The sequence below is a fragment of the Oceanobacillus sp. M60 genome (genome assembly GCF_053839645.1).
This window is the reverse complement of record NZ_JBSSNH010000002.1, coordinates 647,859-662,798: the sequence shown is the minus strand read 5'-3', so window position 1 is coordinate 662,798 and position 14,940 is coordinate 647,859. Positions and strand designations below refer to the sequence as shown.

14 protein-coding genes are annotated in these 14,940 nt (G+C 40.2%); 13 read left to right on the top strand and 1 reads right to left on the bottom strand.

From position 1 onward, the window contains the following. Positions 1-5 precede the first annotated feature (5 nt). The 3 genes from dnaJ to ACW0TQ_RS07455 all read left to right on the top strand — a co-directional run bounded on the left by dnaJ (position 6) and on the right by ACW0TQ_RS07455 (position 2,970). Positions 6-1,139 carry a molecular chaperone DnaJ gene (dnaJ, locus tag ACW0TQ_RS07465; RefSeq protein ID WP_042534846.1) on the top strand — a complete coding sequence of 378 codons (1,134 nt, stop codon included), beginning with the start codon at positions 6-8 and terminating at the stop codon, positions 1,137-1,139. Positions 1,140-1,244: 105 nt separating this feature from the next. After that, positions 1,245-2,186: a 50S ribosomal protein L11 methyltransferase gene (prmA, locus tag ACW0TQ_RS07460; RefSeq protein ID WP_256704822.1), complete on the top strand. Its 942-nt coding sequence runs from the start codon at positions 1,245-1,247 to the stop codon at positions 2,184-2,186. Positions 2,187-2,202: 16 nt separating this feature from the next. Then, on the top strand, positions 2,203-2,970 hold the full coding sequence (locus tag ACW0TQ_RS07455; RefSeq protein WP_256704821.1) for a 16S rRNA (uracil(1498)-N(3))-methyltransferase: 768 nt from the start codon (positions 2,203-2,205) through the stop codon (positions 2,968-2,970). A 73-nt stretch (positions 2,971-3,043) separates the two neighbouring features. Here the strand turns inward: ACW0TQ_RS07455 and ACW0TQ_RS07450 are convergent, their stop codons facing one another. Further along, positions 3,044-3,841 (bottom strand): Cof-type HAD-IIB family hydrolase, encoded by a 798-nt coding sequence (locus ACW0TQ_RS07450; RefSeq protein ID WP_256704820.1) that lies wholly within the window; start codon positions 3,839-3,841, stop codon positions 3,044-3,046. Positions 3,842-4,071: 230 nt separating this feature from the next. Between ACW0TQ_RS07450 and ACW0TQ_RS07445 the strand changes: the two genes are divergently transcribed. The 10 genes from ACW0TQ_RS07445 (at position 4,072) to yqfC (ending at position 14,855) form a co-directional block, all read left to right on the top strand. Next, positions 4,072-5,277 carry a Bcr/CflA family efflux MFS transporter gene (locus ACW0TQ_RS07445; RefSeq protein WP_455725474.1) on the top strand — a complete coding sequence of 402 codons (1,206 nt, stop codon included), beginning with the start codon at positions 4,072-4,074 and terminating at the stop codon, positions 5,275-5,277. 424 nt (positions 5,278-5,701) lie between these two features. Continuing rightward, a complete protein-coding gene (locus tag ACW0TQ_RS07440; protein ID WP_455725460.1) occupies positions 5,702-8,257 on the top strand; it encodes an AAA family ATPase in 2,556 nt (851 codons plus the stop codon). 216 nt (positions 8,258-8,473) lie between these two features. Beyond that, complete coding sequence (gene mtaB, locus ACW0TQ_RS07435) at positions 8,474-9,835, top strand: tRNA (N(6)-L-threonylcarbamoyladenosine(37)-C(2))-methylthiotransferase MtaB (RefSeq protein WP_455725459.1); 1,362 nt, start codon at positions 8,474-8,476, stop codon at positions 9,833-9,835. A 15-nt stretch (positions 9,836-9,850) separates the two neighbouring features. Next, a complete protein-coding gene (gene deoC / locus ACW0TQ_RS07430) occupies positions 9,851-10,516 on the top strand; it encodes a deoxyribose-phosphate aldolase (protein ID WP_193063951.1) in 666 nt (221 codons plus the stop codon). 111 nt (positions 10,517-10,627) lie between these two features. Beyond that, positions 10,628-10,804, top strand: a complete 177-nt coding sequence (rpsU, locus tag ACW0TQ_RS07425) for a 30S ribosomal protein S21 (RefSeq protein WP_019377991.1) — start codon at positions 10,628-10,630, stop codon at positions 10,802-10,804. A gap of 14 nt (positions 10,805-10,818) precedes the next feature. Beyond that, on the top strand, positions 10,819-11,265 hold the full coding sequence (locus ACW0TQ_RS07420; protein ID WP_193063950.1) for a GatB/YqeY domain-containing protein: 447 nt from the start codon (positions 10,819-10,821) through the stop codon (positions 11,263-11,265). Between the two features lie 232 nt (positions 11,266-11,497). Beyond that, entirely contained in the window at positions 11,498-12,832 is a 1,335-nt protein-coding gene (locus ACW0TQ_RS07415) for an NfeD family protein (RefSeq protein ID WP_212929082.1), read from the top strand. A 27-nt stretch (positions 12,833-12,859) separates the two neighbouring features. Then, positions 12,860-13,855, top strand: a complete 996-nt coding sequence (gene floA, locus ACW0TQ_RS07410; RefSeq protein ID WP_040980627.1) for a flotillin-like protein FloA — start codon at positions 12,860-12,862, stop codon at positions 13,853-13,855. A 27-nt stretch (positions 13,856-13,882) separates the two neighbouring features. Next, the gene (locus ACW0TQ_RS07405; RefSeq protein WP_212929083.1) at positions 13,883-14,434 is read left to right on the top strand and encodes a hypothetical protein; all 552 of its coding nucleotides are present in this window, start codon (positions 13,883-13,885) and stop codon (positions 14,432-14,434) included. Positions 14,435-14,555: 121 nt separating this feature from the next. After that, on the top strand, positions 14,556-14,855 hold the full coding sequence (gene yqfC / locus ACW0TQ_RS07400) for a sporulation protein YqfC (protein WP_084612996.1): 300 nt from the start codon (positions 14,556-14,558) through the stop codon (positions 14,853-14,855). Positions 14,856-14,940 lie beyond the last annotated feature (85 nt).

Genomic DNA, 14,940 nt, shown 5'->3' with positions numbered 1-14,940 from the left:
ATAATTTGGCAAAACGAGATTATTATGATGTCTTAGGTGTGGATAAGGGCGCCTCAAAAGATGAGATAAAGAAGAGCTACCGGAAACTGGCTCGTAAATATCATCCGGATGTAAATAAAGAAGAGGGCGCAGCAGAAAAATTTAAAGAAGCAAAAGAAGCTTACGAAGTATTAAGTGACGATCAGAAAAAAGCACAATATGATCAATTTGGGCATGCAGGCGCACAGGGTCAAGGCTTCGGAGGCTTTGGCGGCGGTGGCGGAGCTCAAGACTTCGGTGGTTTCAGTGATATTTTTGATATGTTTTTCGGTGGCGGCGGACGTTCACGTGATCCGAATGCGCCACAGCAGGGCGACGATTTACAATATACGCTGATTCTTGATTTTGAAGAAGCGATTTTTGGAAAAGAAACCGATATTGAAGTTCCAAAAGAAGAAGAATGTGATACGTGTCATGGTTCAGGAGCCAAACCGGGAACAAAAGTAGACACATGCTCCCATTGTCACGGCTCGGGTCAATTAAATCAAGAACAAAATACGCCATTTGGCCGTGTTGTCAATCGCCGCGTGTGTCATTACTGTAATGGTACAGGGAAAATCATTCCTGAAAAATGTGAGACCTGTGGCGGTGCTGGAACAGTTAATAGAAAGAAAAAAATCCATATTGACATTCCAGCCGGTATCGATGAAGGGCAGCAAATCCGTGTAGCCGGCAAAGGAGACCCTGGGAAAAATGGGGGTCCAGCAGGGGATTTATTTGTTGTTATTCGTGTTCGTAAACATGATTTCTTTGTCCGCGAAGGTGACCATATTTTCTGTGAACTGCCACTTACCTTTGCACAAGCGGCTTTAGGCGATGAAATTGAAGTGCCTACGGTCCATGGGAAGGTTAAATTACGAATTCCTGCCGGCACTCAAGCAGGGAAAACCTTCCGCTTAAAAGGAAAAGGGGCGCCAAATGTTCATGGCAGAGGCCAGGGCGACCAGCACATTAAAGTAAAAGTAATGACGCCGACTAATCTGTCAGATAAACAAAAAGATTTACTGCGTCAATTTAATGAATTAGGCGGAAATGAATCCACCGATGAACAAGAGGATAATATTTTCCAGCGTTTTCGTAAAGCGTTCAAAGGAGACTAATCAGAGTGGTCCTCCAGCTTGTAGTTTTGATGATATTTTTTCAGATAAGCAGGCTGGAGGCATCTCTGTTTACATAGATATTTCAAAAGAACGGCGGTGTACAACATGAAATGGTCAGAGATTACGATTCTTACGACAAATGAAGCAGTGGAGCCTATTTCAAATATTTTGCATGAAACAGGTGCGAGCGGGTTAGTTATTGAAGATCCGTTAGATTTAAAGCATTTTGAAGGGGAAGGCTTTGGAGAAATTGTGGAGCTTAATCCGGAAGATTATCCGGATGAGGGTGTCCGTATCAAGGCGTATCTGCCGATGAACAGCTTTTTAGGTGAAACAGTGGAAGAAATTAAACAGGCAATCAACCAATTACTGCTTTACGATATTGATTTAGGGAAAAACGAAGTAAGCTTGAGTGAGGTTCATGAAGAAGAGTGGGCGAGTGCCTGGAAGAAATACTATAAACCGGTTAAAATATCCAATCGGATTACAATCACTCCAACTTGGGAGGACTATCAGCCGGTCTCTACGGATGAATTAATTATTGAACTGGATCCGGGGATGGCTTTTGGAACAGGGACCCATCCTACAACCATATTAAGTATTCAAGGTTTAGAAGCGTATGTGCAGCCTGATGATAAGATTATTGATGTGGGCTGTGGTTCAGGCGTCTTAAGCATTGCTTCGATTAAATTAGGCGCTGAATCTGTACAGGCTTTTGATTTGGACGATATAGCTGTTAAAAGCACCAATTTGAATGTGAAACTAAATCATCTTCAAAATCAAGTGACGGCGAAACAAAATAATTTACTTGATGGGGTAGACGGTCAGGCTGATGTCATTGTCTCCAACATCCTTGCTGAAATTATCGTCCGATTTGTAGAAGATGCTTATAAAAACCTTCGACCTGGTGGTCATTTTATCACTTCAGGAATTATTCAGAAGAAGAAACAATTGGTCCGTGATCGTCTGACAGAAGCTGGTTTTGAGATTATCTCTGTCAGTGAATTGGAAGATTGGGTTTCCATTGTTGCCAAGAAACCAGAATAAAAGTAGGTGATGGCTGATGCAGCGCTATTTTATTTCGAAAGAACAAGTAGAAGATCAGACAATCAAAATTACTGGAGAAGACGTGCACCATATCGCCAGGGTGATGAGAAATAAGCCCGGCGATGAGATTATTTGCAATACGGATGACGGAAAATCAGCGCTTTGTAAGATTGAAGAAATACATGAAACAGAAGTGCAGGCAGTCATCGAAAGCTGGTTGGATGAATCTGTTGAATTGCCAGTGGAAGTAAGTATTGCACAAGGAATTCCTAAGGGTGATAAATTTGAATGGATACTCCAAAAAGGAACAGAGCTCGGTGCAGCGAAATTTATTCCCTTTGCAGCGGATCGTTCTGTTGCTAAATGGGATGAACAAAAGTTTCATAAAAAAGCAAAACGTTTCGGTAAAATCATAAAGGAAGCCAGCGAGCAGAGTCATCGCAACCAGATTCCTGAGCTGTTACAGGTGATGCAGTTAAAAACATTGATAAAAGAAAGTGAAACCTATCATGTAAAGCTGTTTGCATATGAAGAAGAGGCGAAGGGAGCGGCAGGAAATACTTCTGCTTTTGCATCTGTATTGGATAACCTGTCTGATCATGACCGCATTCTGCTGGTAATAGGTCCAGAGGGTGGTATCTCTGCAGAAGAAGCTGCTAGTTTGAAAGGTGCCGGCTTCCAGCCAATCCGGCTTGGAAAGCGGATATTACGTACCGAAACGGCGGCGTTATATGCGCTTGCCAGTATTTCTTATCATATGGAAGAATTAAGGAATAAGAATTAAAAGGTAAACCAGCCTCTTTTCGGTTGTTTTACCTTTTTTCTTATATATCCATAATTTTAAGCCCGGCGATATGTCAATTCAGATAAGTTTCTATTATTTGCAGGACGCCGGATTCATCATTGGAAGGAGCTCTATGTTTAGCGGTCTTTTGCACTTCCGGGCTGCAGGTTTCCATTGCATAACTGTGTTCTGTTAAAGCCAGCATCTCTAAGTCATTATTGGCATCTCCAAAGGCGAGCAATTCATGCGGGGAGATATTCCATCTGTCTAATAATATGTTTAATCCGTTTCCTTTGTTTACTCCGGGAATAATCATATCGATACTGCCATGGCCGCTGGAAACCGCCTGCATCTCTCCTTGAAAGGCTTGATTTAATTGATAAACGATGTGACTGGTTTGATTGACTTCTACATTTAAAGCAAATTTAACAAACGTATCATTCGGCAAAGAATCAAAATGTTCCACTTCTTTTAATTGGTGATAATAATGCTTGGCAAATTTTTTAAAATCGTTGTCAGCGCTTTTTAAAATATATGCACTGTGTAATCCACATAAAATAAACGCTGCTTTATCTATGCTGTGTATTAAATAGTCAACCGCTTTTTGAACAAATTCATTAGGAAAGCTGTCGATTGTTTCCAGTTTAGGAGAGTCATAGATAATCGCTCCATTTTCCGCTACAAAATAAATGTTATCTTCTTTTCCTTTGAAAAAAGATGTTAATTGGGCGTATTGATTTCCGCTTGCAACAATAAATTTTATCTCATTTTCTTGAAGCTGCTGAAAAATACCGTCAAATCTTTTCCGGTCATAATTACTGCTGGAGTCTAAAAAAGTTCCGTCCATATCCACTGCAATTGCCTTTATCATTGGTAAACCCCCATTGTTTTTGATAGACTTGCATATACTGTTAGTTTATCATCTAATCATGACATACTCACTTGATATACTTTGCAACCATGCGTTCATTTAATAAATCAACTATTGTGTTTGAAAGATTTGACAGGCGCACCAGGAAAATATAAAATTTTACTGTTTAAAGTCATTTGCCATGACGCTGTTAGGAGTGAGAATGATTGAATTTTGAAAGAGAAAAATCGATAGAGCATAATCCTACGGGAGCAGCCCGATTAGGATTAGCATTGCTTCTTGGTCTGCTTGCTTTTTTAGGGCCGCTTAATATCGATATGTATTTACCTAGTTTTCCTGAGATTGCACGAGATTTAGACACAAGCGCTACACTCGTACAGGCGAGTTTAACAGCATGTCTATTGGGCCTGGCGATCGGGCAATTATTTGCCGGCCCGATCAGTGACGCTCAGGGCAGAAGGAAGCCATTGTTGATTGCTACGAGCCTGTTTGCGGTAGCATCCATACTATGTGCTTTTGCTCAAAATATTACCCTATTAATCGCCATGCGTTTTTTACAAGGATTGACTGCCTCTGCAGGGGTCGTTCTTTCCCGCGCAGTTGTACGCGATGTGTTCAGTGGACAGGCACTTACGAAGTTTTTTTCGTTATTGATGGTTATTAATGCGATTGCTCCCATGATTGCTCCGATGATAGGCGGTTTTATTCTGTCATTTGATTCGACCAGCTGGAAAAGTATCTTTTTCTTTTTAAGCGTGGTCGGACTGCTTACGGTTACCATTGTAGCTATAAAGCTTAAAGAGACGCTGCCGCCGCATAAGCGTATTCCAAGCTCAGCAGGAGCTTCGTTAAAAACAATGGGCAGTCTGCTGAAGGACCGTTCTTTTATCGGCTATGCCTTGGTGGTTGGTTTTATCCACGGGGGCAGCTTTGCTTATGTATCTGGAACGCCATTTGTTTATCAGGATATCTATGGGGTGTCCCCGCAGGTGTTTAGTGTATTATTCGGCATCAATGGGCTGGCAATTATCACAGGCAGCTTTCTCATCGGACGCTTCAGCGGGATTATACCAGAAAAAACGATGCTTCAGGCAGCGGTTGTCATTGCACTCACGGTAACATCCTTATTGCTTATCATGACCATTATTGAAGGACCTTTAGCATTGATTGTTTTATTCATATTTATTTATATGATTACAATGGGAATGATATTGACAAGCACCTTTACATTAGGAATGTCCAAGCAGGATCATCGTGCAGGAAGTGCCAGCGCCGTTTTAGGAATGCTGCCATTACTGCTTGGTTCTATTTTTTCCCCGCTTGCAGGTATTAATGAGTCTTCAGCAGTTCCGATGGGGGCAATCATATTTACCACCACGCTCATGGGCTCTATTGTTTTCTTTACCCTTGTTAAAAAAGATGAGGTAAAGGCATGATGGAAGAGCTGGATCTGGATAACATTTAAGTGAAGATGGAATAAGCTGTATCAGGAGAAGATTAAAACAGAGATAAGGCTGGTTTAAACGAGCAGATTTATCTCTGTTTTTATATGGTTAAATTGTATAAATTCTACTCAGTAAAGGAAAGGAAGCAGAGCTTGCAGTATACAGTTATTTCGCAAATATGGAAGAGAAGCCCTCTAGATATTTCTATGAGTAAATCAGATTAGGGTAAATAAAAAATATTGCTGATGAATATTTTTTATTTAGTTGTCTCTTCTTACTTGTATAAGCAGGTATACTAATATAACATACAAAATAAATAGTTATAATAAAAAATAATCTTTTTTTAGGCTGTCTTGGCATATGTCAGATGGCGAAAAATGAGAAAGTTAGAAAAATAGAAAAGCAGGTGTAATAAATGAGAAAAGTATGGAAGGTTGGCAAAGGATTTGGAAAAAAGCGTCTTGAAGATGCCATTATGAATTCTTCTAAAGGAGATACGATTCTTATTGAACCAGGCACTTATGATTTTCCGAACGGCTACAATATCTTTGAATTAGAGATCAAAGGGACGGGAAATCGGCCCGATGATGTTGTCTGTAATGGATTTTTTTCATTACAGAATAATGCAAAGCTTAATCTATCAAATCTTATGTTATTAGCGCCTCCAAAGATGAATGCGTTCCATATGACGGGAAATTCAAGTTTATTTTTGAAAGACGTTATCGCGCATGGTGAAGAAACTGGGCAATATCCAACCATTTGGTGCGTGAATTCCTATGTAAAGATTGTTTCATCAGAAATTTATTATAATCAAGATTCTCCGTATGGTATGTATATTCAGGAAGGTTCGAAGCTGGAAATGAATGCTGCGGTGGCAGATTCCATGTATGTCAGTCAATCACAGGTATATTTGAATAATGCAGTAATCCGGGTAATCCTGTATTTAGAAAACGAATCATTTGCGGAGGCTGCAGGGATGTTGGAATTACCGCGTATGAATCCAAATAAATATGCGCTTACGGTTTATTCTGGTTCTCGGGCTGACTTTGCGCTGGTTCAGAGCCCGGAAAATCATATGGAAGCAAATGTAGATGAAGGCTTATTGATTATTGATAAAATAGAATTAGGCGAGAATAATATATTTGATATTTATCATAATGACCAGTCTACAATAGAAGTAAATGGAGAGCGTGTCTTGATACATAATAGGGATGAAGATGTGAATCAGCAGGAAATAAATGCAAAAGGACAGCAGACGGAAGAAACCAATTCGAGTGATGAAGAAAGATATAAGCCAGAAGCAGACAGAGAGGAACAGAGCCTTGAGAGTGTGTCTGTCCAGCAGGAGGAGAAATCTGCGTTAGAGCAGCTTAATGACATGTATGGTTTAAAGGAATTGAAAAAGCAGATTAAGCAATTTATCAATACAATGAAGTTTAACCAATCCCGAAAAATGAAAGGGCTGAAGGCAGCCTCGCTTAATCTGCATTCGATATTTCTCGGCAACCCCGGGACAGGTAAAACAACAGTTGCTCGATTATTGGGAAATGTATTATATCAGGAAGGGGTTATTCCAAATGACAATTTTGTAGAGGCTACGCGAAAAGATCTTGTCGGGGTCCATATTGGGGAGACAGCTCCCAAAACACAAGCAGTATTAGACCGTGCTCGTGGAGGGATTTTATTTATTGATGAAGCATATACCCTGCATAGCTCTTCCGATAATGATTTTGGAGCAGAAGCTGTAGAGACCATTTTAAAATTTATGGAAGATAATCGTGGTGAAATAATGATTATTTTTGCTGGATATTTTGATGATATGCAAAATTTCCTCTCGATGAACAGCGGATTAGCTTCCCGTATTCCGAATGAGTTTGTGTTTGATGACTATTCCAGTTTGGAAATAGCTGAAATTGGTTATTTAGATATACTTGATCAGGATTATATCGTTGACGAAAAAAAGTATAAAGAAATAGTCATGAATCAATATAATCGGACAGTTGATGAAAGTAATGCAAGATGGGTTCGTAATTTCAATCAAAAATTAATGATTACAATGGCAAATAGGGTTATTGAAACAGAATCTGAAGATACACAGACCATTTTAAATGAAGACATAGATGCTTTAGTGGGAAATAGCAGCGAGGATAAAGAAGAAAAGGTGGAGGAATTATTAACCCAGCTGGACCATTTAATTGGGTTAGAAGAAATAAAAGAATACGTACATCGTTTAGTTAAACAAGTAAAAATTGATAAAATGCTCGCTGATGAAGGTGAATTATCTTTTAATCCAACCTATCATATGATTTTTGAAGGAAACCCTGGTACGGGAAAAACAACTGTAGCAAATATACTTGCTTCTTTATTCTATTGTTTGGATATTTTGCCGAGTAAAAATGTAAAAGTGGTGGATCGTGCCGATTTAGTAGGCTCCTATATCGGCCATACAGAAAAAAATACAAAGCGCATTATTAATCAGGCGATGGGCGGTGTTCTATTCATTGATGAAGCCTATCAGCTAACGAATAGTAGTGAGAATGATTTTGGAAAGCAGGCTGTGGAAACCTTACTCACTTATTTAGAAAATTACAGGGATAAATTTGTGGTGATTTTAGCTGGCTATACGAAGGAGATGGAAAAATTCTTAGATAGTAATCCAGGACTCCGCTCACGTATTCCAGAAAAAATTATTTTCCCTGATTATCATCCGGATGATATTGCTGCAATCGTTGAAAAAAATATTTCGAAGCAATGGCAGGTCGATTCCAATCACCTGCATAGCGTGGTCAGTGAAGTGTACCGTAACCTTCCGGAAGCAGAGAAGGCCAATGCAAGATGGGCCCGTAATTTCAGTGAAAAACTGATTCAAAATCATAAAATCTGGATTAGCGATCATCAGCTTTCTGGACAGGAGATAAAAAAGATCAGCCCGGAATTATTAGATCAGATGCTTGCAGCTTATTCTAAGTAATATAAAATAAAAAGATTTAGGAGAAAAGGTTACCGAGGTAGAAATGAAGCTGGTTAAAATTGTGCAGCAGCATTGTAATGAGAAAAGAAAAAAGCCCTTTTACCATACTTATATGGATGAAAGGGTCTTTTATATCGTATTTTTAAATATTTGTGATATCATTAAATACGGATAAACTAAAATTAACTGTGAATGAAATGAAAGGATGATATATAAATGGCTGAAAAATTGCCAAAAACAGTGAGCTTTCACACGCTTGGCTGTAAAGTAAATCACTACGAGACCGAGGGCATCTGGAGAATGTTTAAAGAGCAGGGCTATGAGCGGGTAGACTTTGATCATGATGCAGATGTGTATGTTATTAATACATGCACAGTTACCAATACAGGGGATAAAAAAAGCAGGCAGACCATCCGTCGTGCCATCCGAAAGAACCCTGACGCAGTCGTTTGCGTAACAGGCTGCTATGCACAGACTTCTCCTGGTGAAATCATGGAGATTCCCGGGGTAGACGTGGTTGTCGGCACACAGGAGCGTAAAAACATCTTCGCATATATTGAAGAGCATGAAAAAACAAAGGGACCTGTTAACGGCGTGTCGAACATTATGAAAAATCGTGTGTTTGAGGAAATGGATGTTCCAGTATTCACAGACCGTACACGGGCATCACTCAAAATCCAAGAAGGATGTAATAACTTCTGTACGTTTTGTATTATTCCATGGTCAAGAGGGCTGCTTCGTTCCCGAGAGCCTGAAAATGTTATTGCGCAGGCAAATAAATTAGTAGAAGCAGGATATAAAGAGCTTGTACTTACCGGAATACATACAGCAGGATACGGAGAAGATTTAAAAGACTATAATTTTGCGATGCTGCTGGAAGAACTGGAGCAGGTAGAAGGATTAGAACGTATCCGTATCAGTTCGATTGAAGCGAGTCAAATTACAGACGAGGTTATACGTGTGCTGGACAGAAGTAAAAAAATCGTCCGTCACCTGCATATTCCGCTGCAATCTGGTTCTGACCCGGTATTGGCCAGAATGCGCCGTAAGTATTCCACGGACTTTTACCGTCAGAAAGTAAAAAAGATACAAAAAGCATTGCCTGGACTTGCTATTACATCGGATGTTATTGTCGGATTCCCTGGAGAAACAGAGGAAGAATTCCAGGAGACCTGTGATTTCATTAAAGAAATCGGTTATTCGGAGCTACATGTATTCCCATTCTCCAGAAGAACCGGCACGCCGGCAGCAAGAATGGACAACCAGGTGGAAGATGAAGTAAAAGAAAGACGTGTGCATGCATTGATTACATTATCGGATCAGCTTGCAAAAGAATATGCTTCCAAATATCAAGACGAAGTGCTGGAAGTCATTCCGGAAGAGCATGCAAGTGAACAGGAAGAGAATCAGCTTATCGGTTATACAGATAACTATATGAAAGTGCAATTTGAAGGCTCAGCTGATTTGATTGGTAAAATTGTTAAAGTGAAGATAATAGAGTCTGGCTATCCTGTGAATAAAGGTGTTTTCGTACGTGTGATGGATCACGCGACACATGTTGCAGAAAAAAACGCATAAAAGGAGATAACAATCATGAATTTAGCATCTTATATTGACCACACATTATTAAAACCTGACTCGACAAAAAGTCAAATTGCAAAAATTGTCGAAGAGGCAAAAGAAAATAAGTTTGCATCCGTTTGTGTTAATCCGCATTGGGTTGTTTATTGCGTGAGTGAACTAAAGGATTCCCCAGTGAAGGTATGTACAGTCATTGGCTTTCCTTTAGGAGCTACGACGACACAGACAAAGGTTTATGAAACGAGAGAGGCTATCGAAAATGGAGCAACAGAAGTAGATATGGTTATTAATGTCGGAGAACTGAAGGCTGGCAACGAAGCATTGGTGAAAGCAGATATAAAAGCAGTTGTAGATACCGCAAAAAACAAAGCTTTAACGAAGGTCATTATAGAGACAGCTCTATTAACAGACGAGGAAAAAGTATTAGCCTGTCAATTAGCAAAAGAAGCTGGAGCAGATTTTGTAAAGACCTCGACAGGATTCTCTGGCGGCGGTGCAACCGTGGAAGATATCAGATTAATGCGGGAAACTGTCGGACCGGAGATGGGAGTAAAAGCATCTGGGGGAATCCGAGATCTGGAAACAACGGAAGCGATGATTGAAGCTGGAGCAACACGCATCGGTGCAAGCGCCGGAGTAGAGATTGTCTCTGGTAAAGAAGGAACTTCAGATTATTAATAAATAACCATTGACCGCTTAGCGGGATTATATTATAATTTAAAAAGGCATGAAAGTATGTTCATGCTCGCATTAAAAATGGTTTTGTGCTTCGGAGGGAGGGAAATTAGCATGTCAAATACAACTCGCGTTCGTAAAAACGAGTCTCTTGAGGATGCTCTTCGTCGCTTTAAGCGTAGTGTATCAAAAAGTGGTACATTACAAGAATATCGTAAACGTGAACACTATGAAAAACCTAGTGTACGCCGTAAGAAGAAATCAGAGGCTGCTAGAAAACGTAAATTCTAAAGAAGGTGTGACGTATGACGCTACTTGATCGATTAAATCAAGATATGAAGCAGGCGATGAAGAACAAAGATAAAGAAACCCTGAGCGTTATTCGCATGGTAAAAGCTTCTATTCAGAATGAATCGATTAAGCTTGGAAAAGATACTCTATCTGAGGACGAAGAATTAACTATTCTTTCGAGAGAAGTTAAACAGAGAAAAGATTCCCTCCAAGAATTTAAAAATGCTGGAAGAGAAGATTTGGTTGAAAAGACCGAAAAAGAATTGGAAATACTGGAGCAGTATTTACCAAAACAGCTTTCAGATGAAGAATTAACATCGATCATTCAGGAAACAATAAAAGAAGTTGATGCTGGCTCCATGAAAGATATGGGGAAAGTAATGGGCTCCGTGATGCCTAAGGTTAAAGGACAGGCAGACGGTACCAAAATTAAACAAATAGTAGAGCAGCAATTGCGATAAAGAAAACCAACCCTAAATCGGGGTTGGTTTTTTAATTTGTCCAGAAAATCAATGGCCGCAGTGAAACGAAGGGAAAATGAAAGAATCATTCAACTTGTCAAACTTAGATGAAGCTTTCTCTAACCTGAGGAGATATGGTACTATCAAAGTATACCCATCCACGAAAAATGAAACCTTTTAGGGATTACTTTCGTAAATATAGATAAGGTGCAGGAGGAGGGGGTGACTCAAGTTGAAAAGACATCGTAAGCGGTTAGCTGTATACATATTGTTTGTAACAGTTTTAACCATCGTATCCATATTTACTGGAACGCAGACAGAGGCTGAGCAGGGTGAAGGTGAAACAGTTTATATTGTTCCAATTGAACGGGAAGTGGAAAGAGGCCTGGAAGCATTTATTGACCGGGCTACCACAGAGGCGATGGAAAGCGGGGCAGATCATATTATTTTTGAAATCGATACGCCTGGCGGCCGTGTTGACTCTGCCGGACAAATTGGTTCGCATATCCAAAGTATAACTGTCCCGACAACGGCTTATATTGTCAATGAAGCATTATCTGCCGGATCTTATATTGCGTTGTTCTCTGATAATATTTATTTTAATCCGCATGCAACCATGGGAGCGAGCGGGATTATTAATCAAGACGGAACAGCAGCAGATGAGAAAGCACAATCTGCCTGGCTTGCGCAAATGAGAAGTGCTGCAGAATCAAATGACAGAGATCCTATTTATGCTGCGGCAATGGCTGATAACAGTATTGATTTACCGGAGTATGGAGCTCCTGAAGGACAGTTCCTGACACTCGGCCCGAGAGAAGCAGTTGAAGTTGGATATGCAGAAGGAATTGTTTCTAACCGTGCTGAACTTCTGGAAGAGCTTAATCTGTCTGAAGCAACGGTTGTAGAAACAGAAACTTCGATGGCAGAAGAACTGGCGAGGTTTTTAACGCATCCGGTTGTTATTCCTATTTTATTATCTGTTGCCAGTATCGGTTTGATTGTAGAGCTGTACTCTCCAGGTTTTGGCGTACCGGGAATATTAGGACTGGTATCCTTAGTATTATTCTTTTACGGGCATGTTGTTGCCGGATTAGCAGGCATGGAGGCGCTGCTGCTGCTTATTATCGGTATCGGTCTGATTGTAGCAGAATTCTTTGTAACCGGCGGGATACTGGGAGTGCTGGGAATAGCCGCGGTGATTGGTTCCTTATTCATGTCAGGGTATGATATGGTACACATGTCAATGAGCATAGGGATTGCCTTTTTAATTGCTGTGATTCTTGCTGTCATCTTATTTAGAAGAATAGGTATGGATAAAGGGGTTTTTCGCCATATTGTATTAAGGGACAGTACAGCAACAGAAGATGGTTATGTATCCTCCGTAAACCGTTTAGAACTTGTCGGACTTGAAGGGAACTCATTAACAGCGCTGCGCCCCTCTGGACTGGTAGAATTAAATGATGAAACAATCGATGTCGTGTCAGACGGCACTTTTGTTGACAAGGGTAAGAAAGTGAAAGTAATTCGTGTAGAAGGTGTTCGTGTCGTTGTTAGGGAAGTGAAATAATTATTATTGAAATCAGGAGGAATCAGCATGGACGAAAATATTTTAATGCCGCTTATTATTATTGCGGTCATCGTTATTGCTTTAGCTATTTTATTTACTTTTGTACCAGTTGCACTATGGATTAGTGCCTTGGCAGCCGGAGTAAAAATCAGTATCTTTACGCTCATCGGTATGCGCTTGCGCCGGGTAGTGCCAAACCGTGTTATCAACCCGCTTATCAAAGCGCATAAAGCCGGGATGAATGTGAAAACCAACCAGCTGGAAAGCCACTATTTGGCAGGCGGTAATGTAGACAGAGTAGTAAACGCACTTATTGCAGCACAGCGGGCAAATATTGATTTATTATTTGAACGGGCAGCTGCGATTGACTTAGCAGGCCGTGATGTATTAGAAGCGGTACAAATGAGTGTAAACCCGAAAGTAATTGAAACACCATTTATTGCCGGTATTGCAATGGATGGTATCGAAGTAAAGGCATTAGCCAGAATTACCGTGCGTGCCAATATTGACCGCTTAGTCGGTGGTGCAGGTGAAGAAACAATCATCGCCCGTGTCGGCGAAGGGGTTGTAAGTACCATTGGTAGTTCTAATGCACATACAGAAGTTTTAGAAAATCCAGATATGATTTCTCAAACCGTATTAAGTAAAGGTCTTGATTCTGGGACAGCTTTTGAAATTTTATCCATTGATATTGCTGATGTGGACATCGGTAAGAACATTGGTGCAATCCTGCAAACTGATCAGGCCGAAGCAGATAAGAATATTGCTCAGGCGAAGGCGGAAGAACGCCGTGCAATGGCGGTAGCACAAGAACAAGAAATGCTTGCCCGCGTACAGGAAATGCGCGCGAAAGTAGTAGAAGCCGAAGCAGATGTTCCGCTTGCATTAGCAGAAGCATTGCGTTCAGGCAAAATGGGTGTCATGGATTATATGAACTATCAAAACATTGATGCTGATACAGATATGCGTGATTCCATTGGTAAGCTTTCTACAGATAATAAGGATGACGACCAAAATAAGTAATTAAAATGAAAATAAAGGAGGGGGCATATGGACTGGATATTTGAAAATCTGTTTCTTATTATTATCATTATTTCTGGAATAGTTGCATTTCTGGGGGATTCTAAAAAGAAACAGGAAGAACAGAAAAAAGAGCAGTCTAGACCTCCAAATAAACAGGCGCCGTCAAGACAAAGACAGCAGCGTTCCCCGCAAGAAATGAGAACGAGACAGCAGACACAAAGACAGACACAAAGAAAAAGAGAGCAGCCTCGTGCCGAGCGTCAAGTCTACAGAGAGGGAGCACGTCCGGATATTTCTGCTGGAGGTATTGAAGAACAGCAGAGAAAACAGATGGAGCGGATGACAAATCGCTATCAAACCTCCTCTCAAGAAGATGTGGAAGACGCAAAGCAAAATTTCAAAGACTTGATTGTGGATCGCAAGGATGAAGCAGATAGCCCAGGAAAGAACGAAATGAAGAAGCGTGTTTCTGGAAATCTTGATGGAAAAGGATTAGTCAACGGTATTATTATGGCAGAGGTCTTAGGACCGCCGCGTGCGAAACAGCCGTATAGAAGTATCGTGCAAAGAAGAAAATAAAAGGAAATACAAACACCTTAATCGGCATTGTTATGCTGGTTAAGGTGTTTCTTTGTTTTTCCTCGTATCTAGTTCTGTTCAAAGCATTATTTACATATGTATCAATGAGGGGGGATCATCATTGAAAAAATGGCAACAAAGAATCCGTTCGCTTTTAATGGAGCAATTCTCTCTTCCATCCGATGTTGTTATGGAAATGCCGCGCATAACTATCATTGGACATTTGCATTTTTATATTGAAAATCATCAAGGCTTAGCACTGTATACAAATGAAGAGCTTAAACTAAAGGTAACAAATGGGTTTGTAAGCATTAAAGGACATTCCTTTGTGCTTAAAATGATGCTTCCAAAAGAAATTATGCTGGAGGGAACGATTTCTGAGGTAATTTTTTTAAATCATGAAGGTGAAAAAGAAGATTGATGCTTCCATATTTACAAAACTGATGGAAACTTCCTTTTTAGAAAACGTCTTTTGATAAGCGCAGCATGATTTTATGTAAAGTTCA

Excerpts from the sequence above, each read along its gene's own strand:
- prmA (WP_256704822.1), top strand. The coding sequence starts at position 1,245 with ATGAAATGGTCAGAGATTACGATTCTTACGACAAATGAAGCAGTGGAG.
- ACW0TQ_RS07455 (WP_256704821.1), top strand. The coding sequence starts at position 2,203 with ATGCAGCGCTATTTTATTTCGAAAGAACAAGTAGAAGATCAGACAATC.
- ACW0TQ_RS07450 (WP_256704820.1), bottom strand. The coding sequence starts at position 3,841 with ATGATAAAGGCAATTGCAGTGGATATGGACGGAACTTTTTTAGACTCC.
- ACW0TQ_RS07440 (WP_455725460.1), top strand. The coding sequence starts at position 5,702 with ATGAGAAAAGTATGGAAGGTTGGCAAAGGATTTGGAAAAAAGCGTCTT.
- mtaB (WP_455725459.1), top strand. The coding sequence starts at position 8,474 with ATGGCTGAAAAATTGCCAAAAACAGTGAGCTTTCACACGCTTGGCTGT.
- deoC (WP_193063951.1), top strand. The coding sequence starts at position 9,851 with ATGAATTTAGCATCTTATATTGACCACACATTATTAAAACCTGACTCG.
- rpsU (WP_019377991.1), top strand. The coding sequence starts at position 10,628 with ATGTCAAATACAACTCGCGTTCGTAAAAACGAGTCTCTTGAGGATGCT.
- ACW0TQ_RS07420 (WP_193063950.1), top strand. The coding sequence starts at position 10,819 with ATGACGCTACTTGATCGATTAAATCAAGATATGAAGCAGGCGATGAAG.
- floA (WP_040980627.1), top strand. The coding sequence starts at position 12,860 with ATGGACGAAAATATTTTAATGCCGCTTATTATTATTGCGGTCATCGTT.
- ACW0TQ_RS07405 (WP_212929083.1), top strand. The coding sequence starts at position 13,883 with ATGGACTGGATATTTGAAAATCTGTTTCTTATTATTATCATTATTTCT.